We start from the raw sequence: 1,385 nt of genomic DNA, 5'->3' as shown, positions 1-1,385 counted from the left end.
CCGGGCGCTTCGTTCTTTCGTGTTTCCAGCTTACCAGATGTTTTCCGCTCCGTTTTCTGGCGCTTCCCTCATCCAACTCGCTGGCGTCTTCTGCGGCTTAACGCCCCGTCCGACGTTTCAAACTCTAGCCGATCTCCGCTCCGAAAAGCGAATCCGGCCGCAATCCCCGAAAATGCACACGCCAAATAAAGCCCATGCCGGGCCGACGCGGGTATTTCCAGAGGATTGGCCGCCCCGGGACCGTCCGCGCCGATGCGTGTCCGGTGCTCCCTGCCGAGCGACTAGGAAACACTACCCCTACCCCACGGTCGGGGCAAGTCGTCGCTGGTCACAGCTTCCCTCGCCCCGGTTCGACGGTCCCGCCAGAGAAGGAGCAGTACTCCGCCGACGCCGACGAAGAGTGCGGCGGCGGCCCCGGCCACGGGGAGCAGCGGGCTCGCGCCGGTACTGGGCAGCGTCTCCGAACGGGTCTGCGGGTCTAATGGTGCGGCCCTCGGCGTCTCCGAGGTCGGCGCCGCAGGTGTGCCGCAGCCGCCGAGGCACACGATCGCCAGGACCGCGACCGCTGCGGCACCCGTCGTCCACTTCCCTCTTCTTCGTTCCACGGTCCCCCACTCTCATCGCCGATGGACACCGTCGCCTCGCCTGATGAGGCATGCCCAGCACAGTGGGAGAAGCAGGCCCTCCGCACCCGGATTGCCCGATATTCACTTGTGCGTGTGACCCGCACCCCTCACACAATCCCCACCCAGTTCGAGCCCTGCGCACAAGCTCCGCTCCGGATGAGGACGTGGGTCCTCGCGGACCGAGTCAGTCGTCCGTGCCGAGGGCGCTCTTCAGCCGGCCACGCAGGCGATGAGCGGCGGGATCGGTGAATCCGTCGAGCAGGGCCAGCGCCTCTCCTCGGTACTGCCGGGCGGCGTCCGGTTCCTCGCCACTGTCGAGGGCGGCGGCGAGGTGGCAGAGGGCGGTGGCCGTATGCCATCGCTCGCCCAGGTCGCGGTGGGCGGCCACGGCTCGGCGGTGGAAGCCGGTCGCCTCCTGAGGGCGGCCGAGGTCGAGGTGGGCGCGGCCGGCGCCGTCCCAGGCCAGGGCTTCGCGGCTGCGGTCGCCGAGGCCGCGCTGCAGGACCGCGGCCCGGTGGTAGGAGACGAGGGCGTCGGCGGGTTGGTCGGCGGCGCGCTGGGCGTGCCCGAGCTGCGTCAGCCAGTGGCCCTCGGCGACGGCGCTGCCGAGGTCCAGCGCGAACTCGACCGCGCGCTGGGCGCTGTCCAGTGCCTCGGTCACCCGCCCTGCTTCGAGCTGGATCAGGCTGAGGACGCGCAGCGCGTTGCCCTCGGCCCAGTGGTCGGCCCGCTCGCGGAAGGTCTCCAGGCTTGCCCGGA

General features: G+C 70.3%; 1 pseudogene. It reads right to left on the bottom strand.

Annotated elements, in window-relative coordinates:
* Positions 1-810 precede the first annotated feature (810 nt).
* Positions 811-1,385: pseudogene (locus ABD308_RS01995) on the bottom strand (hypothetical protein); the annotation flags it as partial.

This window comes from Kitasatospora putterlickiae (assembly GCF_039527695.1).
Classification (GTDB): Bacteria; Actinomycetota; Actinomycetes; order Streptomycetales; family Streptomycetaceae; genus Kitasatospora; species Kitasatospora putterlickiae.
Note: the sequence above shows the minus strand (reverse complement) of the source record. Positions and strands in the feature narration are given on the sequence as shown.